28 protein-coding genes and 1 other annotated feature are annotated in these 26,737 nt (G+C 36.7%); of the genes, 17 read left to right on the plus strand and 11 right to left on the minus strand.

Going from position 1 to position 26,737, the window contains the following annotated elements; genetic code table 11:
* The first annotated feature begins 482 nt into the window (after positions 1 to 482).
* The gene (gene ccpA, locus AC1M36_RS04815) at positions 483 to 1,481 is read left to right on the plus strand and encodes a catabolite control protein A (protein ID WP_336450409.1); all 999 of its coding nucleotides are present in this window, start codon (positions 483 to 485) and stop codon (positions 1,479 to 1,481) included.
* 124 nt (positions 1,482 to 1,605) lie between these two features.
* On the opposite strand, the gene dhp61 is transcribed toward ccpA, so the two are convergent.
* Positions 1,606 to 1,908 (minus strand): protein Dhp61, encoded by a 303-nt coding sequence (gene dhp61, locus AC1M36_RS04820; protein WP_336450408.1) that lies wholly within the window; start codon positions 1,906 to 1,908, stop codon positions 1,606 to 1,608.
* A gap of 190 nt (positions 1,909 to 2,098) precedes the next feature.
* Between dhp61 and AC1M36_RS04825 the strand changes: the two genes are divergently transcribed.
* On the plus strand, positions 2,099 to 2,371 hold the full coding sequence (locus AC1M36_RS04825) for a DUF3917 domain-containing protein (RefSeq protein ID WP_336450407.1): 273 nt from the start codon (positions 2,099 to 2,101) through the stop codon (positions 2,369 to 2,371).
* 50 nt (positions 2,372 to 2,421) lie between these two features.
* Here AC1M36_RS04825 and mscL read toward each other — a convergent pair whose 3' ends face one another.
* The 3 genes from mscL to AC1M36_RS04840 all read right to left on the minus strand — a co-directional run bounded on the left by mscL (position 2,422) and on the right by AC1M36_RS04840 (position 4,731).
* Positions 2,422 to 2,820, minus strand: a complete 399-nt coding sequence (gene mscL / locus AC1M36_RS04830; RefSeq protein WP_336450406.1) for a large conductance mechanosensitive channel protein MscL — start codon at positions 2,818 to 2,820, stop codon at positions 2,422 to 2,424.
* A 156-nt stretch (positions 2,821 to 2,976) separates the two neighbouring features.
* Positions 2,977 to 3,903, minus strand: coding sequence for a Gfo/Idh/MocA family protein (locus AC1M36_RS04835; protein WP_336450405.1), 927 nt, complete (start codon positions 3,901 to 3,903; stop codon positions 2,977 to 2,979).
* Between the two features lie 126 nt (positions 3,904 to 4,029).
* Positions 4,030 to 4,731, minus strand: a complete 702-nt coding sequence (locus AC1M36_RS04840; protein ID WP_336450404.1) for an ankyrin repeat domain-containing protein — start codon at positions 4,729 to 4,731, stop codon at positions 4,030 to 4,032.
* Between the two features lie 195 nt (positions 4,732 to 4,926).
* On the opposite strand from AC1M36_RS04840, the gene AC1M36_RS04845 reads away from it, so the two are divergent.
* The 3 genes from AC1M36_RS04845 to AC1M36_RS04855 all read left to right on the plus strand — a co-directional run bounded on the left by AC1M36_RS04845 (position 4,927) and on the right by AC1M36_RS04855 (position 8,408).
* Entirely contained in the window at positions 4,927 to 6,384 is a 1,458-nt protein-coding gene (locus AC1M36_RS04845; RefSeq protein ID WP_336450403.1) for a sensor histidine kinase, read from the plus strand.
* A 1-nt stretch (position 6,385) separates the two neighbouring features.
* Positions 6,386 to 7,075 (plus strand): response regulator transcription factor, encoded by a 690-nt coding sequence (locus tag AC1M36_RS04850; RefSeq protein ID WP_336450402.1) that lies wholly within the window; start codon positions 6,386 to 6,388, stop codon positions 7,073 to 7,075.
* A 247-nt stretch (positions 7,076 to 7,322) separates the two neighbouring features.
* Positions 7,323 to 8,408, plus strand: a complete 1,086-nt coding sequence (locus tag AC1M36_RS04855; protein ID WP_336450401.1) for a hypothetical protein — start codon at positions 7,323 to 7,325, stop codon at positions 8,406 to 8,408.
* A gap of 29 nt (positions 8,409 to 8,437) precedes the next feature.
* On the opposite strand, the gene AC1M36_RS04860 is transcribed toward AC1M36_RS04855, so the two are convergent.
* The 4 genes from AC1M36_RS04860 to acuA are packed head-to-tail and all read right to left on the minus strand — an operon-like array spanning position 8,438 to position 11,806.
* Positions 8,438 to 9,295, minus strand: coding sequence for an alpha/beta fold hydrolase (locus AC1M36_RS04860; RefSeq protein ID WP_336450400.1), 858 nt, complete (start codon positions 9,293 to 9,295; stop codon positions 8,438 to 8,440).
* A gap of 53 nt (positions 9,296 to 9,348) precedes the next feature.
* Positions 9,349 to 10,515 (minus strand): acetoin utilization protein AcuC, encoded by a 1,167-nt coding sequence (locus AC1M36_RS04865; RefSeq protein WP_336450399.1) that lies wholly within the window; start codon positions 10,513 to 10,515, stop codon positions 9,349 to 9,351.
* The gene (locus AC1M36_RS04870; protein WP_336450398.1) at positions 10,512 to 11,156 is read right to left on the minus strand and encodes an acetoin utilization AcuB family protein; all 645 of its coding nucleotides are present in this window, start codon (positions 11,154 to 11,156) and stop codon (positions 10,512 to 10,514) included. Before AC1M36_RS04870 ends, AC1M36_RS04865 begins: the two co-directional genes overlap by 4 nt.
* Positions 11,157 to 11,173: 17 nt before the next feature.
* Entirely contained in the window at positions 11,174 to 11,806 is a 633-nt protein-coding gene (gene acuA, locus AC1M36_RS04875; RefSeq protein ID WP_336450397.1) for an acetoin utilization protein acetyltransferase AcuA, read from the minus strand.
* A gap of 177 nt (positions 11,807 to 11,983) precedes the next feature.
* Between acuA and acsA the strand changes: the two genes are divergently transcribed.
* The 7 genes from acsA (at position 11,984) to AC1M36_RS04910 (ending at position 17,751) form a co-directional block, all read left to right on the plus strand.
* A complete protein-coding gene (acsA, locus tag AC1M36_RS04880) occupies positions 11,984 to 13,702 on the plus strand; it encodes an acetate--CoA ligase (protein WP_336450396.1) in 1,719 nt (572 codons plus the stop codon).
* A gap of 102 nt (positions 13,703 to 13,804) precedes the next feature.
* Positions 13,805 to 14,362, plus strand: coding sequence for a maltose acetyltransferase domain-containing protein (locus AC1M36_RS04885; RefSeq protein ID WP_336450395.1), 558 nt, complete (start codon positions 13,805 to 13,807; stop codon positions 14,360 to 14,362).
* Positions 14,363 to 14,429: 67 nt separating this feature from the next.
* Positions 14,430 to 14,885, plus strand: a complete 456-nt coding sequence (locus tag AC1M36_RS04890; RefSeq protein ID WP_336450394.1) for a hypothetical protein — start codon at positions 14,430 to 14,432, stop codon at positions 14,883 to 14,885.
* Positions 14,866 to 15,399, plus strand: a complete 534-nt coding sequence (locus AC1M36_RS04895; protein ID WP_479845622.1) for an RNA polymerase sigma factor — start codon at positions 14,866 to 14,868, stop codon at positions 15,397 to 15,399. The genes AC1M36_RS04890 and AC1M36_RS04895 overlap by 20 nt, the downstream gene beginning before the upstream one ends.
* Positions 15,392 to 15,637: a hypothetical protein gene (locus AC1M36_RS04900; RefSeq protein ID WP_336450392.1), complete on the plus strand. Its 246-nt coding sequence runs from the start codon at positions 15,392 to 15,394 to the stop codon at positions 15,635 to 15,637. The genes AC1M36_RS04895 and AC1M36_RS04900 overlap by 8 nt, the downstream gene beginning before the upstream one ends.
* 77 nt (positions 15,638 to 15,714) lie before the next feature.
* Positions 15,715 to 15,940, plus strand: a binding site (T-box leader).
* A gap of 67 nt (positions 15,941 to 16,007) precedes the next feature.
* Positions 16,008 to 17,264: a tyrosine--tRNA ligase gene (gene tyrS, locus AC1M36_RS04905; RefSeq protein WP_336450391.1), complete on the plus strand. Its 1,257-nt coding sequence runs from the start codon at positions 16,008 to 16,010 to the stop codon at positions 17,262 to 17,264.
* Between the two features lie 358 nt (positions 17,265 to 17,622).
* Entirely contained in the window at positions 17,623 to 17,751 is a 129-nt protein-coding gene (locus tag AC1M36_RS04910; protein WP_336450390.1) for a transporter, read from the plus strand.
* Positions 17,752 to 17,874: 123 nt separating this feature from the next.
* Here the strand turns inward: AC1M36_RS04910 and rpsD are convergent, their stop codons facing one another.
* Complete coding sequence (rpsD, locus tag AC1M36_RS04915) at positions 17,875 to 18,477, minus strand: 30S ribosomal protein S4 (RefSeq protein WP_003201150.1); 603 nt, start codon at positions 18,475 to 18,477, stop codon at positions 17,875 to 17,877.
* A gap of 351 nt (positions 18,478 to 18,828) precedes the next feature.
* Between rpsD and megL the strand changes: the two genes are divergently transcribed.
* Positions 18,829 to 20,019 carry a methionine gamma-lyase gene (gene megL / locus AC1M36_RS04920; protein ID WP_336450389.1) on the plus strand — a complete coding sequence of 397 codons (1,191 nt, stop codon included), beginning with the start codon at positions 18,829 to 18,831 and terminating at the stop codon, positions 20,017 to 20,019.
* Between the two features lie 196 nt (positions 20,020 to 20,215).
* On the opposite strand, the gene AC1M36_RS04925 is transcribed toward megL, so the two are convergent.
* Positions 20,216 to 20,695, minus strand: coding sequence for a GAF domain-containing protein (locus AC1M36_RS04925; protein ID WP_479845623.1), 480 nt, complete (start codon positions 20,693 to 20,695; stop codon positions 20,216 to 20,218).
* A 149-nt stretch (positions 20,696 to 20,844) separates the two neighbouring features.
* Here AC1M36_RS04925 and refZ point away from each other — a divergent pair, with 149 nt between their 5' ends.
* Positions 20,845 to 21,483 (plus strand): forespore capture DNA-binding protein RefZ, encoded by a 639-nt coding sequence (refZ, locus tag AC1M36_RS04930; RefSeq protein WP_336450387.1) that lies wholly within the window; start codon positions 20,845 to 20,847, stop codon positions 21,481 to 21,483.
* Positions 21,484 to 21,529: 46 nt separating this feature from the next.
* On the opposite strand, the gene AC1M36_RS04935 is transcribed toward refZ, so the two are convergent.
* Positions 21,530 to 22,474 (minus strand): DMT family transporter, encoded by a 945-nt coding sequence (locus AC1M36_RS04935; RefSeq protein ID WP_336450386.1) that lies wholly within the window; start codon positions 22,472 to 22,474, stop codon positions 21,530 to 21,532.
* Positions 22,475 to 22,612: 138 nt separating this feature from the next.
* On the opposite strand from AC1M36_RS04935, the gene AC1M36_RS04940 reads away from it, so the two are divergent.
* The 3 genes from AC1M36_RS04940 (at position 22,613) to AC1M36_RS04950 (ending at position 26,734) form a co-directional block, all read left to right on the plus strand.
* Positions 22,613 to 23,440 (plus strand): LysR family transcriptional regulator, encoded by an 828-nt coding sequence (locus tag AC1M36_RS04940; RefSeq protein ID WP_336450631.1) that lies wholly within the window; start codon positions 22,613 to 22,615, stop codon positions 23,438 to 23,440.
* A 232-nt stretch (positions 23,441 to 23,672) separates the two neighbouring features.
* On the plus strand, positions 23,673 to 25,382 hold the full coding sequence (gene ezrA / locus AC1M36_RS04945) for a septation ring formation regulator EzrA (protein ID WP_479845624.1): 1,710 nt from the start codon (positions 23,673 to 23,675) through the stop codon (positions 25,380 to 25,382).
* A 209-nt stretch (positions 25,383 to 25,591) separates the two neighbouring features.
* Complete coding sequence (locus tag AC1M36_RS04950; protein WP_336450384.1) at positions 25,592 to 26,734, plus strand: cysteine desulfurase family protein; 1,143 nt, start codon at positions 25,592 to 25,594, stop codon at positions 26,732 to 26,734.
* Positions 26,735 to 26,737: the final 3 nt, after the last annotated feature.

The raw sequence follows: 26,737 nt of genomic DNA on the forward strand, positions 1-26,737 counted from the left end.
CAACTTGATTTTCCAACATATAAATCCATTTTGATTTTCAAGCACCTAAGTCGTGGTTATGAAGACAAAAGAAGATCTCCACTCGCTTTCTCCTTTTGTTCTCACTTGGCATGGGGCTAAAAAAGGCACTGACCGCTTCTATGCATGGCCGGATGCTCTCTCCCATTTAAAAAGAATGGTTTGATGTTCGTTTTTTAATTTGGATGTATATAGAATGGATTTTAAAGTCTATGCGACACTTGTTGCATAGACTTTTTCGCGGAAATTGTCCTTTTTTACATAAAAAATACGAAAATAGGAGAAAAGAAGCGAATTTTTTCGAAACTTTTGCGGGAAAATATTGTATGAGCCTGCATTTTTATCGTATCATTAGTAAAAGGACTCGGGAGTGACATCTTCAAGTAGAGTTGATGTCTTTTTTTCATTTAAGTGAACCGATACATAAAGATAGATAACATAATATAGAAGGAGTGTGCGAAGAGATGAACGTAACAATCTATGATGTAGCGCGCGAAGCGAACGTTTCAATGGCAACCGTATCACGTGTTGTAAACGGTAATCCAAATGTAAAGCCTACAACAAGAAAGAAAGTATTAGAAGCAATTGATCGATTAGGGTACCGCCCGAATGCGGTAGCACGTGGACTAGCAAGTAAAAAGACAACAACAGTAGGTGTTATTATTCCAGATATCTCTAATACATTTTATGCAGAACTTGCACGTGGAATCGAAGATATCGCAACAATGTACAAATATAACATCATTTTAAGTAACTCTGACCAAAATAGAGAAAAAGAGTTCCACTTATTAAATACAATGCTTGGTAAACAAGTGGACGGTATTGTATTCATGGGTGAAGATATTACAGATACGCATGTAGAAGAGTTTAAAAAGTCTCCAGTACCAATCGTGTTAGCAGCATCATTTGATGAGGAGAATGAAACATCATCAGTAAATATTGATTATACACAAGCAGCTTATGATGCAATGAAATATTTCTTAGAACAAGAACATAAGCGTATTGGCTTCGTATCAGGTCCTTACATTGACAAAGCGGGAAGTGCAAAGAAATTACAAGGTTATAAAAAAGCTTTAGAAGAAGCTGGTATCGCTTATGATGAAAATCTTGTAATTGACGGAGATTACACATACGATTCAGGTTTAGAAGCATTTGAGAAGCTTTGGGAACTTGATGAAAAACCAACAGCAATCTTTGTTTCTTCAGATGAAATGGCACTAGGCGTTATCCACGCGGCACAAGATGCTGGATTAAATGTACCAGAAGACGTAGAAGTACTTGGATTTGACAACACGCGCCTTGCATTAATGGTACGTCCACAGCTTTCCACAGTTGTACAACCAATGTATGACATCGGTGCAGTAGCAATGCGCCTATTAACAAAATATATGAACAAAGAAAAAGTAGAAGATCATACAGTTATCTTACCTCACCGTATCCAATTTAGAGATTCAACGAAGTAAGAATAGAAAAAACTCACAGGGGATCCTGTGAGTTTTTTATTTTGTTCCAATGATTTTGTTATTTTCAATGACGTTTTCTATTTCTCTAAGTAACGGATTCGTTTTGCTGTGTAAATGTATGCTCTTAATTATTTTCGATAAACGCCCATAGTTCCTCTGTATTACGCAGATTATTATCTATACACATTTGCGCCGTTATTTTGAATCCTGTTAACAAATCATCAATTTGTAAAGTGTGATACTTTTCTATATCACCGTTTACTGTTGTTTTGTCTCTCTTTAAATCAAGTGATACACTTAATAATACTTTATTCGTTTTTATATCAATCACTTCAATATAAAAGAATTTGTTTTCTAAATCGATTGTAATATAATCAAACTTTTCTACTTGTTCTAATACGGCATAACTAGTGTAGTCATCTTTCAATAGTAATCCCTCCATATATTTCAGATCAATTCGTATTTACAATGGGGTCATGATATATGAAAATTCGATACTTATTTCGGTACTCCTTGTTCATAACTTTTCTCTACCATCTTTTGTTTGAATGTAAATTTCCCTATAACTACACAATGTCATGTATAATAGAAAGAAAAGGCTTGTGAGGGGGGAAGAGATGATCATTCTTTGGATAATTACGCTTTGTATGACTGCTTTTTTTGCATATATGACGTTAAAACAAAATGGCTTAAAGCGCTTTGTTCCAGGAAGTATTCTTGCAGGAATTGCCCTTATCACGTATATAGCTTCTATTTTTATTGAAAGTATTTCAGTAGATGTAAGCACAAGCTTCGTATTTGTTGCGATTACATTATTTGCAGGTTCTATTATGGTGTTAATGGTTGCCGGTATTATTTTGTTCATTCATATGAATTCGGAAACATTATAAGATAGAAAGAAAGGCATGTCCCATGAGGGGCATGCCTTTTGTCCGTTCAATTATGCGTTGTCTTTTGAAGTATTTTGTTGCTTCAATAGGTCGCGAATTTCACCAAGAAGTACTTCTTCTTTTGTTGGTTCTTGAATTTCTTCTTTCTTTTCTTCTTCTTTTTTGAATGTTAGCTTGTTGAAGACTTTAATAAATGCAAAGATAGCACCTGCGATGATTAAGAAGTCAAAGATAGTTTGAATGAAGTTACCATACATAATAGCTGTTTTACCAAACGTAATTTTTAAGCCTGTAAAATCGATACCACCCATTAACATACCGATTAATGGTGTGATAATATCTTTTACTAAAGAACTTACGATTTTTCCGAAAGCAGCTCCGATTACAACCCCGATAGCTAAATCAATAACATTTCCTTTTAGGGCGAACTTTTTAAACTCATTCCACATTTATGATTCCCATCCTTTCCACGATTCAGTATAAAATTTATAATTCCTATCAACATATTCTATATAAGTTCGGGACAGAAATAAAGGGAAAATGGGAATGAAAGTAAATTCTGAAAAATGTATCCGTTTTATTACGTGAAATCTAAATTCTGCTATTTATTTTCTTTTAATGGGGTATAGCAATGATTGTAATAGTTGCTGTGATTTTAGTCCTTCTACTCCATCAATAAGAGGCTTTGTATCCCCTTGTACACAATGTATGAAATGATGCACAGCATCTTCAAACCCGCGCTGTTTTAATGTTGTTTCCCATGATGGCGAACCACTTTGTGTAACTTGGTTATCTTGTTCAATCTCTAATGTATTCATATTTTTCACACGAATAATTTTCCCTGTTGTCACAAGTTCGATTTGTTCTAGATTTGTGCCAGCATGGCGATGCATAGCTGTAGAGAGTAATGTGTTATTTGAACTTGTATATGTATGATGGCCATAAAGGAGTTCATTTTTTTCGTTAGTTTGTATCATATTATGAACAACATGAAGATCACCATCTGCTAACCAGCGTGCTGTATCGACGATGTGTAAATAATCATCAAGCATTGTAAAATCATATGTGTATGGACCAACTTTGTTTGTTCGGTGTTTTTCAATACGAATCCATGAAATATCATTAGCTTGTTCTTTTGCAGCAACATACATTGGAACGAAGCGGCGATTGAAGCCAACCATAAGTTTTCGGTTATACTTTTCACTCAGCTCTACTAATTTTTCAGCTTGTTCAATTGTAGCAGCTAACGGTTTATCTACATAAACATCGATTCCTTTTTGAAGAAGCTCAGAAACAATTTCGTAATGAGTTGCAGTGGAACTATGGACAAACATTGCGTCGCATTCTGAAGAGAGATTTTGTAAGCTGGTGAAGTCTGGAATACGATATTGCTCACAAATTTGCTTGCGTTTTGCAGCATTCGGTGTAAACGCTCCCACAAATGTCCAATCTGTTTCTTTTGTAAGTGTTGGGAGATACGCCTTTTGTGCGATGCCTCCTAGTCCTATCATACCAATTCGAGGTTTGTTCATGTATTTTCCCCCCCTGTTATAAATATCTAGGTTGTCTAGCTGTATAGCTATGTTTGACGGAATAACTGTAGCATAGTGTGAGGAGAAAGGCAAAAATTAAGATTTAAATATACCCGAAGTACATTCTTACTTATAAACGTTCGATTCTTGTGCACCAGCTTGTAATAAAATTTCTTCAATTTCTTTAAACTTGTGAGCACGTGCGTGTTGCAGTGGAGTAACTCCATCATGATCTGAAATATTTACATCTGCGCCATGTTCAATTAATAAGCGTATTACTTGTTGCTGTTCTTTACTACCATCACTCAATACGATCGCTTCCATTAAAGCTGTCCAGCCAAGATTATTAACATGATTTACATCAATATTTGTTCGAGTCAAAAGTTCTTTTATCACTTCGATATACCCATGCTCTGCTGCCGGAATGAGAGCCGTTCCTCCATAACGATTTGTAAGTGTTGGATCGGCCCCGGTATCAATTGTTAGTTTTAGAATTTCCAAATAACCTTCAGCGCCAGCATATAAGAATGGGTTATTCTTCATCCCGTCTCGGATGTTGACATCAGCCCCGGCATCAATCAGTATTTTTGCGGTTTTTACATCATTTCCATAGGTAGCAATCATAACAGGAGTGCGGCCCTTACTATCTGTTACATTTGTATTTACTCCTTGCTGAACCAATGATAGAACGGTAGCTGTCTCTCTTTGTTCTACAGCCGTAAGTAGTTGTTTCTCCATGTTTTTTATCTCCTTTTTAGGTTCTTGATTTTGTGTGCAACCTTGCAAAAAGAATAAACAACATATCATATTTAATGTTCTTTTTAGCATTGAATTTCACCACCTTCTTCTCAGGAAATGTAAGAATCGTCTTAGAATACAGGTGCTTCCCTTTATACTGTAAAGTATAAATATTAATTTTTTATAAACTGTGTCTAAAATAAATATAAAATCGCTTGAGTATTCGGAAATATCTTCTTATGCTTATGAATAATAAGGAAGGTTCGTAAAGTGAGGAATGGAGTTATGTCTATTAAAACAAGGTTTTTATTATCTTATATTGCTGTGATTTTTGTTTCAATTACTCTGTTATTGGTTACGGGTTTTTTAATTGTTTTTTCTATAACAGGGAATTTAGAATCAGTGAAAAATTTTTATAAGAGTTCTTATATTCAAAAGCCACTGACACCAGAGGAGGAAAATGCTTTTCTTGAATTGAAGGTAGCAGCTAAGCAGAACCAATCGCAACTATTGGATGAAGCAATGATGCCGCTCTTAGAGAAAAAAGGTGTGAAAATAGTTGTAAGAAAAGGAGATGCAATTTCATATGCATCAAAAGCAATTGAAAGTTCAAATTTGAAAGGAGCTCTCCCTAAATTTGAATCAACGAATATTAATAGCCGCGGTACGACGGAACTAAATGATACATTTTATCGCTATGTAAAGTTTGATTTTTATTTTCCTCATCATGAGGAAGGAAGTATATTCGTATTAAATAAGCAAAGCTCATATGTAGATTTAACGCAAAAGTTATTTCCTATTTTATTTATATCGTTATTGCTTTTAGCCGTTTTTATCATTGGATTATTAAGTTACTTTGTTTCAAGAAGTGTGATAAAACCTATTCTAATCTTGAAAGATGCGACTGGGAGAATTAAAGACGGAGATTTGCAATTTCAAATTCCGGTTACGTCTCATGATGAAATTGGGCAGTTAAATCAAGCTTTTGAAGAGATGAGGCAGAAATTAAAAGAATCAATTGAAGTGCAGGCGCAATATGAAGAAAATCGAAAAGAACTCATTTCGAATATCTCTCATGATTTAAAAACACCAATTACATCTATTATTGGTTATGTAGAAGGGATAAAAGATGGAGTTGCAAATACACCGGAGAAAATGGATAGATATTTAACAACAATTTATACAAAGGCAAGACATATGGATACACTCATTGATGAGCTATTTTTATTTTCGAAATTAGATTTGAATCGGGTGCCGTTTCGATTTGAAACGATAGAATTGTATACGTTTATGGAAGATATAGTAGAAGAAATACAGATGGATTTAAGTAAAGATGGAATCCATTTATCCTTGCAATCACTTCGTAAATCGCCATTATATGTAACTGCTGATCGTGAGAAAGTTAAGAGAGTTATATCGAATTTAATTCATAATAGTGTGAAGTACATGGATAAACCACAGAAAGAAATTACAGTTACATTACTAGAGGAAGCGGATATGGTAATCGTGAGAGTGACAGATAATGGATCTGGTATAGCGTCTGATACACTTCCTTATATTTTTGAACGTTTTTACCGTGCTGAACAATCACGTAATTCTAGTACAGGTGGAAGTGGTCTTGGCTTAGCTATCGCAAAGCAGATTGTTGAAGAGCACGGCGGAAAGATTTGGGCGGAAAGTGAATTAGGGGAAAGCACAAGTATTTTCTTTTCATTGAAAAAAGTACAGGAATGTGGTGAGTAAATTGAAGCGAGTGTTATTAATTGAAGATGAAGTAAGTATTGCAGAATTACAGCGGGATTATTTAGAGATTCATGATTTTCAAGTTGATGTACAACATTCAGGAGAAACAGGACTGCACTGCGCTTTACAGAAACAATACGATTTAATTATTTTAGATATCATGCTTCCAAAAATAAATGGATTTGAAATTTGTAAACAAATACGTGCAGTGAAAGATATTCCGATTTTACTTGTCTCAGCCAAAAAAGAAGATATCGATAAAATTCGTGGACTTGGACTCGGGGCTGATGATTATATTACGAAGCCGTTCAGTCCAAGTGAATTAGTCGCAAGGGTAAAAGCACATATCGCTCGTTATGAACGATTATCTGGAAATATAATTAAGCAGCGAGATACGTTATATATCCATGGGATTTCTATTGATCAACGTGCTAGAAAAGTATTCATAAACAATGAAGAAATTGCTTTTACAACAAAAGAATTTGATCTGTTAACATTTTTTGTGATGAATCCGAATCAAGTGTTAAGCAAGGAACAATTATTTGAACGTATTTGGGGATTAGATTCAGCTGGAGATTTAGCTACAGTTGTTGTTCATGTGCGAAAGCTACGTGAGAAAATTGAAAGAGACCCTGCCCATCCGCAATATATTGAAACGGTGTGGGGAGCTGGATATCGTTTTAATGTGTAGCGAACCTGTCAAAGTGTTGACAGGTTTTTTTATGTTTAAGAGTAGTAAAATCCACAAAATTAAAAAATATATTACCTTTATTTTATCTTTATTTAAGAATTTATTTATTGGCAATTTATACTTGCCATTTACTATAGGTATCACAGAAAGAAAATGAACAGATAAAGTGATTTGAGGAAACTGTTATCTGTTATGTATTAGATGATTGAATCTGAAAGAAAAATAATTATTTGGAGGTTTGATGAGGATGAAAAAAATAAAATTTTTAGTACCAGCGATGATTGGATTTACAGTAATGGTAACAGGTTGTGTGCAAGGGGAAACAAAAGCAGAAGCAAAGCAGGAGACAAAACAAGAAGCGAAAAAAGAAAAGAAGCAGCAAAAAGCACAGATTACAAAATTACAGTCATTAAACGCAATGACATTACAACTAACATTTTCTAAAACTTTATCAGAAGAAGAGGTAAAGCCAGAAAATTTAGAGGCGATTAAGAAAAATTTTGTATTTGATAATGGCTTAGAAATTGTGAATGTACCACGATTGAAAACGGGAGCTACAAGTACATATATTGTACCTGTTACAGTTCAAAAACCAGGAACAAAATATAAAGTAAGTTATAAAGGTGGAAAAAAAGAAAAATTTGAGGCAAGTACGGAAAAAATTAATGTTCGTCAAGCAAAACAAGTGACGAATGATACGTTTCAAATTGAATCCTTTTTAGAAGATGGTGTGACAGATTATGCAAATATTATTGAAGCGTATAAAGCAGGGCGAGGAAATCAAGCGTTTCAATTAGATGAAGAAAATAAAGATAAAGAGGGAAAACAATATCAAATTATTTCTTCCTTACGTGATCGAAAGCTAACGATTACATCAAGTGGAGGGGAACAAATTGTAGCAGGGTATGTTCCATTTACACAAGCGGCAGATGGCAGACAAGCACCGAAGTTTCGACTACCTGCTGGTCAAACATTACAACCAGGTATGACGTATACAATAACTTCTGATTGGGCAACAGTTAAAAATCCAACTTTTACTGCAGAAACAATTGCTCCACTTGTACTTCAAAGTGCAGAAGCGATAGATAATAAATCAATTCAAATCACGTTAGAGAACGATCCAAATATGGAACTATTTGCTGGACGAAAAGTAGAATTACAAGGTGAAGATGGAAAGAAACTAGAAGCACAATATCGTTTTACTTCTCGAAAAGGAGCAGTAGGAATCTTTGATTTACAAAATGGTGCTACATTGGAGTCAGGTAAGAAATATACGGTTGTACCGATGAACGGCTGGGCAACTGCAAATCAGGTTACGTTTGTAGCGAAATAAAGAAGAGATTTACAAAAGCAGCAAGTGATTTAGTACTTGCTGCTTTTATTTTGTAATGATTTATAGAAAGTTTCAAGGATAGACGCAAAACGACTGCTTTCTTCTAAAAAAGGATAATGGTTGCTGTACTCAAATGGAATAAAGATAGAGTTAGGTATACCTTTGTGTATCTCTATTGAATATTCCAATGGGCACTGAACGTCGTGTTTCCCGCAAATAATTAATGTTTTTACTGCGATAGATGAAAGTTGGTGTCTTAAATCAAATTGTGGGTACTCTTTAGCAAAAGCATTCATCCGACTTGCTGCCATTGTTTTATAAATAGGTTTTGAAAAATATATTTCATAGTGTTCGGGCTCATATAAAGATAATTTTGTTCGTTTGGTTGATAATACACTTCGCTCTTCAGTTGTAAGATGTGGGAGTTTTAATTCTTCGATGATGTCTTGCATATATTGAAATTGTGGATGGTCAGGGTGGTAAATAGAATTGGGTGTTTCTGTATAGTTACTAGCAGCAGTACCGACAACAACTAAGGATTGCAAGGAATCAGGATAGGTAATAGCGTATAGAATTCCAAGCATACCACCTGTAGAATGTCCGGCGAAATGCCAGGTTGAAAGGTGTAGTGATTCTTTGATTGCTTCTAAATCTTCAACTGTTTCGCTCATGCTTAATTCATTTTCTTTTGTAGCTTTTGCAGAATGACCAGCGTCTCTTAAATTAATAAGAAATACTTGATGAGTAGAAGTAAAGCTTTCAGCAAAATAATCACCGGATTTGTTAAATTCGGAGTAATGATGTGTAACGCATAGTGGTTCACCACTGCCTTTTATAAAAATTTCAAAAATACCGCGTTTTGTATGTAAGAGCTGTTGTTTCCACATGATTATTCACCTCCATAAAATAAGAATAGGAGAAAACCCCCTATTCTTATCATTTAATATAAAGCTTTTTTTGTATTATTCCGAATAATTTCAAGGCATTTTGCCACTGTTAACGCATTTTTTTCTTCAATTTCTGGTTTTCTAGGGATGGGGTTATACATGTTGTTAGGATCTTCCCATGTAAGAGGGAGATCGATAGGTGCTTGTCCTTTCCAAGCTTCAATCCATTCTGGAGGGAGATAACCTGAGATGTTTTGGATGTCGTTCATTTCAAGCCAAATGAGTGCCCATGCTCTTGGTACGACGCGCCATATGTCGTAGCCGCCACCGCCAACGGCAATCCAGCGTCCATCGCAGTATTCATTAGCGATTTCATGTGCAAGTTTTGGAATTTCACGATAAATTTGCATCGTTGCACAAAGGTGAGTAAGAGGGTCGTAATAATGTGCATCGGCACCGTTTTGCGTTAAAATGATATCCGGTTTAAAGTAAGCTGCTACTTCTTTTACAACTGTGCGATACGATTGTAAAAAAGATCCATCTTCTGTAAACGCATCGAGTGGCACGTTAAAAGAATAACTATAGCCACCGCCTTGACCACGCTCATTTACAGCACCGGTTCCAGGGAATAAATAGCGCCCAGTTTCATGTAGGGAGATCGTGCAGACGTTAGGGTCATCATAAAAAGACCATTGTACACCATCGCCGTGATGAGCATCTGTATCGATATATAAAACGCGCAGTCCATATTTTTTCTGCATATATTTTATAGCAATCGAGCTATCGTTATAAATGCAAAAGCCAGATGCTTTGCCCCGGAATCCGTGGTGCAGTCCACCGCCTAAATTTAATGCGTGCTTTACTTTACCTGACAGGACAGCATCTACAGCTGTTAATGTACCACCAACAAGCAACGCACTCGCTTCATGCATATTTGGAAACATCGGTGTATCTTCTGTTCCAAGGCCGTATGACATAGCGATTGATTGTTCTAATTTTCCTTCTCCAGCACGTTTTACCGCATTTATGTATTCCTCCGTATGAATGAAAGCAATTTCCTCATCCGTCGCCATTCGCGGTGGAATGACTTGAGATGGATGAATGAATCCACTCTTTACTAATAAATCATAGGTGAGTGTTACGCGAAGCTGATTAAAAGGGTGTTCAGGGCTAAAGGAATAGCCCTGAAAATCATCTGAATAGATGAAGGCGCTCTTCATGCCTGCATCCCCATAATATTTGGCCATAAAACATGATAGCCTTTTTTCTCTAACGCTTCAATCACTCTTAGTGGATTCATCGTTTGAATACGGAAAACGAGTACTTTCTCATTCTCATCTTTTGCTGGATAGACAAGAACGCTTACAATATTAATGTGTAATTCACTAAAAATAGCAACTACTTTTCCTAGAATACCAGGTTCATTTTTTACTTGAATTTCAATTTGTGAACTTGGCTGATGGGCACCTGTTAGTTTCACGAGTGTATGCAATACTGTGGATTCCGATATAATTCCAACAAGTTTCCCGCCTTTTGTAACAGGAAGACAACCAATTTTATTTTCAAAAAATAGTGTTGCAATTTCCTCAACAAAATCAAGCGGATGGCATGTCATTACAGGTTGTTTCATAATTAATTGAATTGGCTGCTTAAGCATATCCAGTGACACTTCTTCATCGAGAATAGATGGACTTGCATCACGTACGTCACGGTCAGAAATAATACCGACTACGTTGTTGTTATGACCAACAATTGGAATGTGACGAATGCCTTTTGTACGTATTGTACGGATTGCGGTTTCAATTGTGTCATCTGGACGCAGCGTAATCACGTCATGATTCATAATTTCTTCTACAATCACTTTATATGCCCCCCTTCTTAATACATAAAACGATTTTGAAAGCGTAAACGGTCAAATGCTTGGATGGAGTTTGTATCAACGCGTTTACCAATGCGAACCATTAAGCAGTTAGCGGGATGAGAACAAATTTCTGGATCATCTGTTGCCATCCATTCTAATCCACCAGCATTCATCATCTTTTCCATCACTTTGCGGTATTCCCAAACATTCAAACCAGTTTGTTTTAAATCCCAGTGCCAATAATATTCAGTCGTTAATATAATATAATCTTCCATATGGTCATCCATCATAGAAACTTCTAATAGATTTTTTCCAACTGAGCATCCACGGAACGCTGGGATAACTTCAATTGCCCCGAGTTCAATTAAATTCTCCATCTTTCCTTCTGACCATCTTTCTAGCGGATCGGGATATAAGTATGTAACATATCCTACAATTGTTTGGTCTTGTCTCGCAATAATGAGACGAGCTTCGGGTAACTTAGAAATTTCGACAATTGCTTTATATTGTTGATCAGCAGGGCGAAATGCAACTAAGTCTGGGTGAAATTCATACATTTCGAGATTATGTGTAGATACTGGGCCTTCAATGATTAAAGTACTTCTTGCCGTTTTTAAATTTCGTGCATTATATATTTTTTTATGAATCAATGTTTTGCTCACCACCTTGAGGGTTTGTGAATCTACAAACTATCGTACTTTATAATATATGCGATGTGAATCGAATTTTGTCAGTAAAAATTTGTCTAAAAATCAACAAATATACTGAAAATTTTAAATAATATTATTATAATAGATAATAGAATACATAGGAGGGGGATGTAAAGTATGAAAGTGGAAACGCTTCCTGTCATTAAAGGAGAAAATAATTTGTTGAACTATGAAGAAACATATGCGGGTTTTAACTGGGAAGAGGTGAATAAAAACTTTTCTTGGTATGAAACTGGTCGAGTAAATATGGCATATGAAGCAATTGATAAACATGCGAAATCTGATCGGAAGAATAAAGTAGCGCTTTATTATCAAGATGGATCGCGTAAAGAGAAATATACATTTAAAGAAATGAAGGAATTCTCCAATAAAGCGGGAAATGTCCTAAAAAACTATGGTGATGTCGAAAAAGGAGATCGCGTTTTTATTTTCATGCCGCGTTCACCAGAATTATATTTCGCACTCCTTGGTGCGGTGAAATTAGGTGCGATTGTGGGTCCTCTATTTGAAGCATTTATGGAAGGCGCGGTACGCGATCGCTTAGAAGATAGCGAAGCAAAGGTGTTAATTACAACACCTGAATTGCTAGAGCGTGTACCATTAAATGATTTACCAGCATTAAAAACAGTCTTTCTTGTTGGAGAGAATGTAGAAGAGGGCGGAAAGCTTGTCGCATTTAATCCATTATTTGAACAAGCTTCTAATAAGCTGCAAATTGAATGGTTAGATCGTGAAGATGGATTAATCCTTCATTATACGTCAGGCTCTACTGGGAAACCAAAAGGTGTCCTTCATGCACAAAATGCGATGGTGCAACACTATCAAACGGCAAAATGGGTGCTTGATTTAAAAGAAGACGATGTATATTGGTGCACAGCTGATCCAGGCTGGGTAACAGGAACAGCTTACGGTATTTTTGCACCGTGGTTAGTAGGTGGATCAAATGTCGTTTTAGGAGGACGTTTTAGTCCAGAGGCATGGTACGAAGCATTGCAAGATTACGGTGTAACAGTTTGGTATAGTGCACCAACAGCATTTCGTATGCTGATGGGAGCGGGCGAAGGAGCGATTAAGAAGTACGACTTATCAGCACTCCGTCACGTACTAAGTGTTGGGGAACCGTTAAACCCAGAAGTCATTCGCTGGGGAATGAATGCATTCGGTCTTCGCATTCATGATACATGGTGGATGACAGAAACAGGAGGACAAGTGATCTGTAACTATCCTTGTATGGAAATTCGCCCAGGATCAATGGGAAAACCAATTCCAGGTGTGAAGGCGGCAATTGTTGATAATGAAGGAAATGAAGTGCCGCCATATACAATGGGTAATTTAGCGATTGCTAAGGGATGGCCAGCGATGATGCGTGCAGTTTGGAATAACCCACAAAAATATGAGTCTTACTTCATGCCAGGCGATTGGTATGTATCAGGTGACTCTGCATATATGGATGAAGATGGATACTTCTGGTTCCAAGGGCGTATTGATGATGTAATCATGACGTCTGGTGAGCGCGTTGGACCATTTGAAGTAGAAAGTAAATTAATTGAACACGCTGCAGTAGCAGAAGCGGGTGTAATTGGTATTCCAGACCCAGTACGCGGTGAAATTATTAAAGCGTTTATTGCACTGCGCGCGGGATATGAAGCATCTGATGAATTAAAAGAAGATATCCGTCAATTTGTGAAAAAGGGCCTTGCAGCTCATGCGGCGCCAAGACAAATTGAATTCCGAGATAAATTACCGAAAACGAGAAGTGGTAAAATTATGCGCCGCGTGTTAAAAGCATGGGAGCTAAACTTACCGACAGGCGATTTATCAACAATGGAAGATTAAAAAAGAAAGGTCTGAACTAAGTATACGTTCAGACCTTTCTTTTTTGTGTTATCATAGGGAATAGCTAACTTATATATATATGAGTTTGAAGGGGAGAATAAAATGAAAACAGAAAAAGAAAAGATGATTCAGGGAGAAATGTACATACCTGCTGATCCAGTATTAGTACAAGGGAGGGAGCAGGCTCGCATATTAACAAGAAAGTTAAATGAAACGCCAGAAACAAAATATGAAGAACGTAGCAGAGTCGTAAAAGAACTATTTGGAACGACAGGAGATAATATTCATATTGAATCTTCTTTCAAATGTGATTACGGCTATAACATTCATGTCGGAGAAAACTTTTACGCAAATTTTGATTGCGTGATTTTAGATGTATGTCCTGTAACAATCGGTAAGAACTGTATGCTAGCTCCAGGGGTTCACATTTATACGGCAACACACCCGCTTGATCCAATGGAACGTATCAGTGGCAAAGAATTTGGGAAGCCAGTAACAATTGGGAATAACGTTTGGATAGGTGGGAGAGCAATTATTAATCCCGGTGTTACAATTGGAGATAATGCAGTTGTTGCTTCTGGGGCAGTTGTAACGAAAGATGTGCCTGATAATGTAGTAGTTGGTGGAAATCCTGCGAAGATAATTAAAAAAATAAAATAATATTTGAACGAAGCGCCTTCCCCGTCTGTATACATTTATGAAAAAATAGATGGAGGAGGCGTTTTATATGTCTAATAAATGGATTCTTATGTTTGCTTCACTTGGAATTATAGTTGTATTTTCTTGTGGTATGTTATTGCCTATGGCAATTGGATTTAAAGTTTCAATGATTACAGCTGGAGTTATAATGATTGTTATGTTTTCAATTATTATTCCATTTGATAGAAAATATATTGTACGGAAAAAGGGAAACAAAATCGATTTTACAAAAACAAAAGTGTATTTTCGATGGAATGTATTTGATACAATTTCTGTCTGTCTTGCAGTGTATGCATGCATATGTGTACAAGTATTAAACATTTTAGTTTCAAGTGGATCTACAATTCAAAACCCTTATGTTCAATTTTTTACGAATCAATCACAAGTATGGATTATTGTAGCAAGTGGATATTTAATTTCCCGCATTTCATTAACGTTAAAAGGAATAAAGGAGATCAAAAAACATGGCGCAGATTGGGATTGAGGAGGAGCTCATGCTTGCGTATCAAAATGGAGATAGGCAAGCGGGAGAAAAACTATATGTTTTAATGAAACCAGCGCTATATACATTTTTGTATCGCTTTAACCGAGATGAACAATTAAGTATAGACCTCGTGCAAGATACGTTTTTGACGTTGGAACGTAAGAAGCATATGTATGAAATCGAAAAAGGAAAAATTAAAATGTATTTATTTCAAATTGGCTACCGTCTTATGATTAATAAATTGAATAGAAGAAAGAAGTGGAGTTCTCTTTTACCATTTTTAGTGCCGATTCAGGAAAAGGAGTTTTCACAAGAAGACCGGCTCACGGTAAGAGAAGCAATTTTGAAAGTTCCTGAAGAGCAGCGAGCTGTCCTTATTCTTTCTTATTATCATGATATGCCGCAAAAAGAAATTGCAGAGGTTTTAGATATTCCTGTAGGGACAGTGAAATCGAGACTTCACAATGGTATAAAGAAATTGAAACAATTGCTGGAGGTGGATGAAATTGAGTGAAAATCCCTTTAAGAATGAATATAAATTAAAGCAACATTTAGATAGTGATCATGTAGAAGTACCGGATTTTCCACAAACGATAAGTCGCTTTGATCGATTACTTGGATTCCTTGCCTCTCCAGCGAAAGATCCTGTAGAAGCAACAATCGGAAATGATTTATCAATTGTTTTTCATATTTCGTTATTAGTTGGTATACCAATTTTCTCTCTTATTACGATATTCATTGCGACGTTGTAAAGGATTGGTAGGGAGAGAAATTCCACCTCTATTTGACACGCCCATACAAATAATGATATAAAGAAAAGTATATAAATAATTGAGCGTGGAAAGGGAGAAGTAGTGATCATTTCCCTGTTTTAGAGAGCTGATGGTCGGTGGAAATCAGCACATAGATGATCGCGAATTACGCCCCTAGAGCATCTTTTTTCGATTGAATTGTATTCAAAAGGGAAAAGACGGTGCTGAGCCGTTATGTGAATGAGGTGGCAGGCTTTTGCTTGCAACTAGGGTGGTAACGCGATGATCAAAATCGTCCCTTATTTGAGGGACGATTTTTTTATGTTTTCACATTTCACGCACGATAAATTTAAAGGAGAGTATGTAGGATATGGGTATTTTACAAGATCTTGAATTTCGCGGACTAATTAATCAGCAAACAGATGCTGAAGGTTTAGAACAATTATTAGAAAAAGAAAGTGTAAAACTATACTGTGGTTTTGACCCAACAGCAGACAGCTTACACATCGGTCATATGCTACCAGTATTAATGTTACGTCGCTTCCAATTAGCTGGTCATCAACCGATTGCACTTGTTGGTGGTGGTACAGGAATGATTGGCGACCCAAGTGGTAAAAAAGCAGAGCGTACATTAAATACAAAAGATACAGTTGCTTACTACACAGAAAGTATTAAAAATCAGCTTTCAAACTTCTTAGAGTTTGAAAATGTAGAAAACCCAGCAACGATGGCAAATAACTATGACTGGCTTGGAAACTTAGATGTGATTACATTCTTACGCGACATCGGTAAAAACTTCGGTTTAAACTATATGTTAGCAAAAGATACAGTAGCATCTCGTTTAGAGACGGGTATTTCATTTACTGAATTTAGTTACATGATTTTACAATCATACGATTTCTTAAACTTATACCAACAACATGGTTGCCGCTTGCAAATTGGTGGTAGTGACCAATGGGGTAACATTACAGCAGGTCTTGAATTAATTCGTAAATCAGAAGAAGATGCGAAAGCATTCGGTTTAACAATTCCACTTGTTACAAAATCTGATGGTACGAAGTTTGGTAAAACAGAAGGCGGTGCAATTTGGTTAGACCCAGAAAAAACAACGCCTTACGAGTTCTACCAGTTCTGGATCAACACAGATGACCGCGATGTTGTAAAATACTTAAAATACTTCACATTCTTATCTCATGAAGAAATTCTTGAGCTAGAAAAACAAGTAGCTGAAGCACCAGAAAAACGTGCAGCGCAAAAAGCATTAGCTTCTGAAATGACAAAACTTGTCCACGGCGAAGAGGCATTAGAGCAAGCAATTAAAATTTCTGCAGCATTATTTAGCGGTTCTGTAGCTGATCTAACTGCAAGTGAAATTGAACAAGGTTTCAAAGACGTACCATCTGTAGAACGCAGTGCAGAAGATACAGGATTAATCGACTTACTTGTGGAAAGCAAAATTTCACCATCAAAACGTCAAGCTCGTGAGGATGTAACAAATGGTGCGATTTATGTAAATGGTGAGCGTACACAAGCACTAGACTATGTTGTAACAGAAAATGACCGCATTGAAGGTAAATTTACAATTATTCGCCGTGGTAAGAAGAAATATTTCTTAATTCGTTACTAATTAAAAAAAGCTTTGAGGAGAAGGACTCCTCAAAGCTTTTTTTAGCGTGCTGAGAAACAGGACCTAGCAGACTGCTGTTTTTGTCATTATTTGTCGGAGTGCCGATATCCTTTGTCGAAACGTTGATATATTCAAAAAATCGCCGATATATTTCAAGAAATAGTCGATATATTCCAACTTCCGCCGATAAAATTTCATTTACTATTTTCCCATCAACCTACATCATCATTAATTCTTCTTTTTCAACAATCTCAAAGCTTTTTTGTTTTAATCTTCTTTTCATGTTCATACGGAAATCACATGTAAGCGTTATAATGAATGTATATAATACATTGGACGAAAGGAGTGGTAAAACAAAATGTCACTAGAAGCGCTCATCATCTTTTCTTTGCTAAATGCGAGTCAGCTTGCAGAGAATACGAAAGGTGATATACATACAAATCCAAAAGATGCTTATGTATATGTGGAAAAACAAGAAGATAAATAATTTTTTTATATATAAGAGAAGGTTAAAAAGGATGATAAGGATAGCTGCTGGCTTTCTTTATCATCCTTTTTTTAGTACTATAAGAACGAAAAAAGCCAATCCAAAAGGATTGGCTTTTCGTCATTAACGAGAGTAGAACTCTACGATTAATGCTTCGTTGATTTCAGCAGCTAATTCAGCGCGCTCTGGTAAGCGAGTGAAAGTAGCTTCTAATTTATCAGCATCGAAAGTTAAGTATTCTGGTACGAAGTTGTTAACTTCGATCGCTTCTTTAACAACAACAAGGTTGTTAGATTTTTCGCGAACGCTGATAGTTTGACCAGGTTTTACGCGGTAAGATGGGATGTCTACGCGAGCGCCATCTACCATGATGTGGCCGTGGTTTACTAATTGGCGAGCTGCACGACGAGTGCGAGCTAAGCCCATGCGGTAAACTAGGTTGTCAAGACGAGCTTCAAGAAGGATCATGAAGTTTTCGCCGTGTTTACCTGGCATTTTACCTGCTTGGTCAAATGTGCGACGGAATTGACGCTCAGTCATGCCGTACATGTGACGAAGTTTTTGTTTCTCTTGTAATTGTAAACCGTATTCTGAAAGTTTCTTACGTTGGTTCGGACCGTGAGGACCTGGTGCGTAAGGGCGTTTTTCTAATTCTTTACCTGTGCCGCTTAGAGAGATTCCAAGACGACGAGACAGTTTCCAAGCTGGACCTGTATAACGAGCCATAGTTGACTCCTCCTTTAGTGTTTTTATTTTCGTAAAATAAAAACAGACGTAATCGACATTTATGCGCATTTTGTTTTCATGTACCTTCGCTCCAGCAGCAGGGAGTTACGAGATACACCTCAAAATGGAGGAACAAAATACAAACAATAAACTCACATTACAAGGCTGCCTTTTTATTTTACACAAACGCTATTATATCTTTTTGCTGGAATTTCGTCAAGCGAGTTTCCATTTTGTTTTATACATGTAAAGTTTGGAAATTGCAAGAAGGAATTCGAAACAGTATGAAAGAAAGGATAGCAACAGAGAGAAAACGCTTACATATTATAGAAGTATAAGGGGGATGTTTGTATGAAAAAGAAACAGATAGAAACAGCACTTATTCATCACGGGTATGATTCTAAAATGCACAAAGGGAGTTTAACACCACCGCTATTTCAAACTTCAACGTATACATTTGAAACAGCGCAGCAAGGCGAAGCAAGTTTCGCTGGGCAGGATCCATCTTACATTTATTCAAGACTTGGAAATCCGACTGTGGAATTGTTTGAGGAGCGTATGGCTGTTTTAGAAGGAGGAGAATCGGCGCTAGCGTTCGGTTCTGGAATGGCAGCGATCTCGGCGACACTTCTCGCATTTTTACGTGCTGGAGATCATATTATTTGCTCGAATGGTTTGTATGGATGTACGTACGGTTTTTTAGAAGTACTAGAAGAGAAATTTATGATTACACATTCATTATGTGATATGGAAACAGAAGAAGAGATTCAGGAAAAAATTCGTCCGAATACAAAATTGATATTTGTTGAAACGCCAATTAATCCGACAATGAAGCTCATCGATTTAGAAAAGGTTATCAAAGTGGCAAAACAAAATGAACTGCTTGTCATTGTCGATAATACATTTTGCTCACCTTATTTACAAACGCCTCTTACACTCGGGTGTGATGTTGTTCTCCATAGTGCGACAAAATATATTGGTGGGCATGGAGACGTTGTTGCGGGTGTGACGATTTGTAAAACGAAGGAGCTAGCTGAACAAATTCGTCCGATTCGAAAAGATATTGGCGGAATTATGGCGCCTTTTGATGCATGGCTCTTGCTTCGTGGTTTAAAGACGTTAGCTGTAAGAATGGATCGGCACTGTGATAATGCAGAAAAAGTGGTAGAGTTTTTGAAACATCACGAAAGTATTGAATCGGTATGGTATCCAGAAGGAGAAATCGCATCTTCCCAAATGAAGCGCGGGGGTGGCGTGATTTCATTTACGATTAAAGGTGGAAAAGAAGAAGCGCAGGCATTTATGAATGAGTTGAATTTTATTACAATTGCGGTGAGCCTTGGAGATACAGAGACGTTAGTGCAGCATCCAGCAACGATGACACATGCTGTTATTCCGGCAGAGGTTCGCCATGAAATGGGTATTTCTGATAATTTAATACGCCTGTCTGTTGGATTGGAAGCGTGGGAGGATATTGCCCTAGATTTAGCGCATGCACTGCAAAAGCTATCGAATACATTTTCTCATGTGAACGGAGAATAAAGTGAAACTTTAATCAGTGGTTTTTTTTTCATCCCCCCACTGATTATCAGCTCTCACCAATCGGGTCTTTACGGGCAGTTTTTCTTCCACCTAACTTCTTTGCTCCCGCCGAATTTTGAGGTGGGAGTATTACTGCCCTAAAGTAGCGGGATAAAAAAATGAGCCATCGATCTATGAGATTGATGGCTCTCATCTTTTACATATGTTTTAAGAGCGTTTCCACAAATTTTTCTAAGTAGTGTTGATCTACTTCGTCGAAGCGATTTTTTTCAGGACTATCGATATCTAATACACCAATGACGTTGTCTTCTTTGATAATCGGTACAACGATTTCAGAGTTAGATGCGCTATCACAAGCGATATGTCCTGGGAATTGATGAACATCAGCAACAAGCTGCGTTGTTTTTGTTTCCGCTGCTGCGCCGCAAACGCCGCGTCCAAATGGGATGCGCACGCACGCAGGCATTCCTTGAAAAGGCCCAAGTACAAGTTGATTTCCTTCTGTTACATAAAAACCAACCCAGTTAATGCGCTCTAAAAATTGATTAAGTAGTGCGGAGGCATTTGCTAAATTTGCGACTACATTTGATTCGCCCGTTAACAATGCATCGAGTTGTTTGATTACTGTTTCGTACTGCTGCTCACGTGATCCTGCATAACTTTCTTTTGTAAACATGGAAACGTCATCCTTTCTATCGAGAAATGTAAAATCATAGCAAAATACGCTGTATTTCATATGACTTTGTCGATAGAAAATTAAAGGAATTTGTCTTAAAAGTCAAGAAATTTAGACTATAGTTGTTCAGAGTGAGAGGAAGTGAGCGCATGAAGCAGACGAAACAAAAGGTAATTGATGCGGCAATTTCATTGTTTAATACGAAAGGGTACGATGGAACATCGGTGCGAGATATTGCAAAGCGGGCGGATGTGAATGTGGCTAATATTTCATATTATTTTGCTGGAAAGCAAGGTTTATTAGAACAGCTTATAACGGATTTTTTAGAAGGATATATCGAGGTAATTGAGAGGTCGTTTGAACAAAGAGAGTACTTGCCAGCTAAAGAAGTGATAAATCAAATTGTACGAGGGATTTTGCGTTATCAGTTTGAACATAGGGAACTTACGCGATTCTTTTATAGAGAGCTCTCCCTTGATACAACGTTAATTCGAGAAGTGATGACGGTTTATTTTTCTAAAGAAAGATATTATATAGAGCAAATTATTAAGCAGGGACAAATGCAGCAGGAGTTTCAGAAGGTTTCTTTTACAATGTTTATGACGCAATTAAAGGGCATGATGAATATGCCGTATTTATATCCGCAGTATATATCAGAGGTGCTACATTCGTTTCCATCAGAAACATTCTTTTTGGAGATGTATACGAAAGAAGTAGAGCAATGGATGGAACAAAAATTATGTGTAACACATATGTATTATCCTCTGCCGCGAGCGGTTCATATGTAAAATACCCCCGCCATATTGTAGGTGGGGATATTTTATGGCGTATTTTTCAAGAAGTGATTTCTTCTTGTATACGCTCTCGTTTTCGTTGCCATAAGTTGTTGCATAGTAAAGCGATAATTGTAATGATCGCTCCTATTACTTCAATTCTTTCAACTTGATAGCCACGAAAAATGGATCCTATTAGTGCGAGCACAGGGACTAAATTCATAAATAAGATGCCGTTAATAGATGAAATAAGGCGATTGCCCATGTTCCAGCAAAAGACTGCAACCACACCAGCAATAATAGACATATACAATAGTTCAAATCGCACTGTAGCGATCGTATGGAATGTAGGTATAGAAATCACTTTCAAATATGTTAGTACAGTAACAGTAAGAACTAACGAAATAGATCCAAATAAACAGGTGAGTGTTGTATAACGAAGTGGCGACCAAGTTGGAAAATGAGAGCCGCCGTTTGTGTAAACAACCCAGCAAAAAACGCCAGAGAGCATAAATATGTTTGTTGAGATATGGCTTGCTGCTCCAAATAACATATGAATATTGCCTTTTGAAATAACAAGTAGCACGCCTATAAGCGCACAAAACATACAAAGGAATGTATAGTTTTGTGGTTTTTTATTTTGTAAGCCCCATTGTAATAGTAAGGCAAGTAAAGGCATAAGAGACTGAATCATGGCTGCGTGAATTGCACCTGAAGGTCCTGCTAATTGTTGTCCATAAAAAACAAGAAATCCGTATCCGGCAAAACCGACTGTACCATAAAATAACAAATATAAAGCTTGTTTTTCTAAATGGAAAGCACGTTTCCCTTCAATTATGAAGAGAAGAACGGTAAAAACGATAGCTGCCGATCCGTAACGAAAAGTAGTGAAAAAGAATGGGTCTATAAATTCCAGAGCGCTGGCCATAACCGGAAACATAAAGCCCCAAGCTGTTACAGCAAGTAAGCATAAAAGAGAACCAAATAGTATTTGTTTTTTATCCAAGAGTATCTTTCTCCTTCTTCTTTCGATATAGTAAGTTCATAAAAATAAGCACGAGATGAGTATAACGTTCATTTTTTGCAGACAGGAAATATTGATTTGTTATAGGGGTTATAACTTTTGGTTAGAGGTGTATATGAGATGGATTTAGAAGCGGTACAATCGTTTATTGAGGTGAAACATACGAGAAGTTTATCAAAAGCAAGTAAACGTCTGCATATTTCACAGCCAGCTCTCAGTAAACAAATTCAAAGATTAGAGGCAGGCTTAGAAGTAAAGTTATTAAAACGGTCCACGCAAGGAGTGGAACTAACAGAGGCTGGTAAACTATTTATAAAACGGATTGAGCCGATTATAGAACAAATAAATAGTATGAAGAGAGAGCTGAAAGAGTATCAAGAAAAGAAAAAGATTTCAATTGGGGTATTGCCCAGTTTGGCTGCTCATTACATATCAAAATGTAAGAGTGTATTAGAAACATATGAAGTAGATTGGAAAATTGAACATACGAAAGTATTAATGGAATTATTTCGGGAGCGAAAAATTGATGCAATGTTAATTGATTCGGAAGTGGAAGAGGCTAAATTTGTTAAAGAAATAAACAGAGAGAATATTGTGTGTGTTGTTTCGAATGAACATGCTTATAAAGATGAACGTACAATTCAAATACAGGATTTACAGTATGAAAAACTCATTATTTATCCGGAAATTTGTGATATTAGAAACATGATTATGACAACGTTTAAAGGAATGGGAATTCAGCCCACTATCGCAGTAGAAACATCATACGCTGAACCAATGCTTGCCATGGTTCGAGCTGGTCTTGGCGTTACGTTATTGCCAGAAATTGCGGTAAATCAGGCAGTGAAAGATGGGATTAGCGTTATACAAGTGGAACCAGCGTTAACGAGAGCGATTTATTTTATATCGCATAGAGAAGAGATGTCTTTATTACAGGTGTTACAGTGAATATTTGTAAATGTATGAAAGAAAATCCATAAATTTTTTGGGAGCGATATTACCGATACAACAAAAGAAACATGAAATTTTAAAAAAAACTAGGTCAAAAACACGTCATTACATGGTATGATTAGTACATTGTCAGTTGTTAAATATAGGGGATTCCCCTTTTATACATAATGCCTTCCATTTCATAAACGGAACGGACAAAAAAAGAGATATAAGTAGGAGGCTATTTTGCATGGATTCTATTCTAACGATCGTTATCATTGTAGTAAGCTCTATTTTAGTGCTGCTCATGATAGAGCTCGTGATAAGAAATCGTTTATATAAAGATATTGAAGCAGTTGAGCAGTGGAAACAAGAAATAAAAGATAAACCTGTTGCAGATGAATTGAAACGGGTAAAGGATTTAAATATGACTGGACAAACAGAAGAACTGTTTGGAAAGTGGCGTGAAGAATGGGATGAAATTGTTACAAACCTTCTGCCAAAAGCTGATAAAACATTAGAAAGCGCCCAAAAATCAGCCTCACAATTTTCCTTCCGAAAAGCAAAGCGTTTGATGAGTGAATCCATTCGTGATTTAGATGAAGCAGATAACCGCATTACGGAGATGTTAAATGAATTGCAACAATTGCTAGAGAGCTATGAGAAAAATAGTTCGGAAATTGAAGATTTACGTGATACATATCGTAGTATGAAAAAGAGCGTACTCGCTCATCGTCATATGTTTGGACAATCTGAACAGAAAATTGAAGAGTTACTTGATATAGAACAGGCAAAATTTCAAGAATTTGACGAGGCAACAGCGAACGGTGATTATTTAAAGGCGCGTGACATTGTAAAAAGCTTAGAAGATGGATTAGCGAACTTAGAAATGATCATCCATGAAGTTCCGGATTTATTAGTGGAGTGTCAAGCGACATTACCAGTGCAATTAGATGATTTATTACAAGGTCATGATGATATGAAAAGACAAGGATATGTATTGAATCATTTAGAAATCCCTAAAGAAGTACGAGAAATGAACAAACAACTACAAACATGTCTGATTGATCTGGAAGAGCTTCATATAACAGAAGCAAATGAGAAAATAGAAGGATTAAAAAAGCGTCTGGATACGTTGTATGATCAATTAGAACAAGAAGTACATGCGAAGCATTATGTAGAGAAAAAGTCAGTTACTGTTTATGAAGATTTAGAGGGAATTCATGAAAAAGCAATTGAGACAAAATCTGAAACGCAATTTGTGAAACAAAGTTATCAATTGCAAGATAAAGACATTGAGTCACAAAAGTTGATTGAAAAACAAATGCATATTTTAATGAAACGCTTTGAAGTATTACAGCTACGCATTGCGGAGCAAGACATCGCCTTCTCTGTTATTCGTGAAGAACTGGAAGAGATTTATGAGCAATGTGAAACATTGAAGGTACTTCATGTAGAATATAAAGAGATGCTCCAAACGATGCGTAAGGAAGAGTTTGAAGCACGTGAAAAATTACAAGAAATGCGCCATATGATTGTAGAAGCAAAACGCTTTATGCAAAAGTCTAATTTACCAGGTCTTCCACAAATCATTATGGAAGATTTACAAAGAGGACAAGAGGCAATGCAAAGTGTTTATGGACAGTTAGAATTAAAACCGCTAAATATGCATGCTGTAAATAGCATGTTAGAAGAAGCATATACAATCGTAAACGGTGTATTTGAAAAGACGCAGGAGTTAATTGGACAGGCGCATTTAGTAGAAAAGCTAATCCAATATGGTAATCGCTATCGCAGTCATGATACTGATTTGGCGCAAAGCTTAGAAAATGCAGAGAGATTATTCCGTGAATATGAATATGATGCAGCTTTAGAACAAGCAGCTTCTGTTTTAGAACAACTTGAGCCTGGTGTGGTCCAAAAAATTGCTGAATTTGTTGATAATGAACAAACCCCTTGATGAAAAAGGGGTTTGTTTTTTGCGCTGGATTTGTGTAAATTCTCGGATGATATTGCTATAATGAATAGCGGAATACAGCAGTGTTTTTCGTTTTAAAATATAAAAGTATACTTTTATATTTTAAAATGGAACCTTTGAGTATGTTTAGCGTAATTGCATGTATTTGTGATATGATTATATGATGTGACAGCGCTGAAAGGGGAAGAACGATGATCTATTTTGATAATAGTGCGACGACGAAACCATATCCAGAAGTCCTTCAATCTTATGTAACGGTTGCGGGGAAATATTTTGGGAACCCTTCTTCTATTCATTCGCTCGGGGGAGAAGCAGAGCGTTTATTAACACAATCGAGGACGATTGCAGCGCAGCTCCTTCATGTTAAGCCTTCTGAAATTATTTTTACATCAGGTGGGACGGAAGGAAATAACCTTGCGATTAAAGGAATAGCGATGAGGAATCGCTCTCGTGGCAAGCATATTATTACAACAAATATTGAACACGCGTCTGTGTTTGAAGCATATAAACAATTAGAAGGCCTCGGCTTTGATGTTACTTATTTACCTGTAAACGAACATGGCATTGTATCAGTAGAAAATGTAAAACGAGCACTTCGTGAGGATACAATCCTTGTTTCTATGATCCATGTGAATAATGAAACAGGGGCGATTCAACCTGTTTCTGAAGTAGGGAAATTGTTAGCGAACTATCCGAAAATAAGATTCCATGTAGACCACGTGCAAGGTATCGGAAAAGTGCCACTTGATCTATATGCTTCTCATATTGATCTTTGTTCGATATCTGGACATAAATTTCATAGCGTAAAGGGAACAGGACTTTTATATGTGCGCGATGGTGTAAGATTAGATCCGATTTTATCAGGTGGTCAGCAGGAACTTCGTTATCGTTCAGGTACAGAGAACTTACCTGGTATTGTTGCGATGGTCAAGGCGTTACGTATGACAATGGAACATATGAGTGAAAAGTATGACCACTTACAAAAGTTACAAGCAGAACTCGTACGTTTTTTCGAAGGAATGGAAGATGTAACAATTAATACATCGCTTGCATATTCGGCACCGCACATTTTAAATGTGTCATTCGTTGGTTTAAAACCAGAAGTAGTGGTTCATGCTCTAGAAGAACGTGACGTATATGTATCAACAAAATCAGCTTGTTCTTCAAAAGCAAATGAAGTAAGTCGTGTGTTAGTATCAATGGGTGTGCCGCATGCTGCCGCAGCAAGTGCGATTCGCATTAGTTTAGCACCTGAAAATACGATGGAAGAAGTAACACAATTTGAAGGCATTATAAAAGAAACATTGCCAAAATTATACGAAGTGATGAGGTAAAGA

Source organism: Bacillus sp. Medicinal_06 (genome assembly GCF_056711665.1).